Raw genomic sequence first — 1,407 nt, 5'->3', positions numbered from 1 at the left:
CGTGCCGGTGCATCAGCCCGTCGCCGTTGGGTGAGGGGTGGGCGTCGGTGGCGACGGGCATCGATGTACCGGCACGGCCCCTTCCGCCGGATCCCTGCTGCGGGATCCGTTCCCACGGGCGACATTTCAGGCGGGGGTCAAATTCAGGCCCGGCCGGGGAACGTCTCAACGTGCCGGGAAATCCGGCCCCTCCGGCGTTTGAGGAGCGGGGTTCGGGGTGGAGCCCCGGGGTGGGTCGGGTAGGGGTGGTGGGGTGGGTCGGTGGGGGCGAAATTCCTGAAACCCTTTGGTCGGTCCCGCTCCCCCTTCGTGGGCCGGGTGGCGCTGGACGGGGTTGTTTTGTATGTTGTAGGAACAAAGTGGTTCCCGTCCGCGACTCCCTGACCGGCGGGCGGGGCCGCCTTGTTTCCCGGGGGTGTATTCGTCCCCCTACCTGTGCTTTGGAGCATCGATGCCGACGGCCACCACCGTTCTGACCGCCCGTGCCCTCCTGCTCGACATGGACGGGACCCTCGTCAACTCGGATGTCGTCGTCGAGCGCTGCTGGCGCGGCTGGGCCGACCGGCACGGGCTGGACGGCGACGAGGTCATGAAGGTCGTCCACGGCCGGCAGGGGTACGCCTCGATGGCGGTGCTGTTGCCGGACCGTCCCATAGAGCAGAACTACGCGGACAATGCGCGGATGCTGGCCGAGGAGACCGCCGACATGGAGGGCGTTGTCGCGATCCCGGGTGCGCCGGAGTTCCTCGCCTCCCTCGCAGGAGTGCCGCACGCTCTCGTCACCTCGGCGGATGTGGCGCTGTCCGGCGGGCGGATGGCCGCCGCGGGGCTCGGGCTTCCCGATGTCCGGGTCACCGCCGAGTCCGTCGGTGCCAGCAAGCCTGATCCCGAGGGGTTCCTCAAGGGTGCGGCGGAGCTGGGGATCGCGCCCGAGGACTGTGTCGTCTTCGAGGACTCCGGGGCGGGGATCGCCGCGGGGCGGGCGGCCGGGATGCGGGTCGTGGGTGTCGGCCCTCGGGCCGGGTTCCACGGGCCGGATGTGCTCGTTCGTGATCTGACCGAGGTGCGGGTCGAGGTGGTCGGAGACGGAACCGTCCGTCTTCACATCGGCTGACTCCGTCTTCACACCGGCTGACGGGGGGCCAGACCCCGTCAGCCGGAGGGATTCCTCCGAGTGACGCATCCCTCCGGCGGCGGGTCGAGCCGAGTGGGCCTGGGCCAAGCGTTTTCGCCCCTCCGCCCCTACCCGACCCGTACCCGGGGCTCCGCCCCGGACCCCGCTCCTCAATCGCCGGAGGGGCTGAACATTGCGCCCGCAGCCGGGATCCGGCGGAAGGGGCCGTGCCGGTACATCGATGCCCGTCGCCACCGACGCCCACCCCTCACCCAACGGCGACGGGCTGATGC

At 70.7% G+C, this 1,407-nt stretch carries 1 protein-coding gene; it reads left to right on the top strand.

The window, feature by feature from the left end; genetic code table 11:
• Positions 1–451 precede the first annotated feature (451 nt).
• Positions 452–1,114: an HAD-IA family hydrolase gene (locus ACWEBX_RS40695; RefSeq protein ID WP_451889722.1), complete on the top strand. Its 663-nt coding sequence runs from the start codon at positions 452–454 to the stop codon at positions 1,112–1,114.
• Positions 1,115–1,407: the final 293 nt, after the last annotated feature.

The organism is Streptomyces sp. NPDC005070 (genome assembly GCF_053600395.1).
This window is presented reverse-complemented; position numbering and strand designations above follow the sequence as displayed.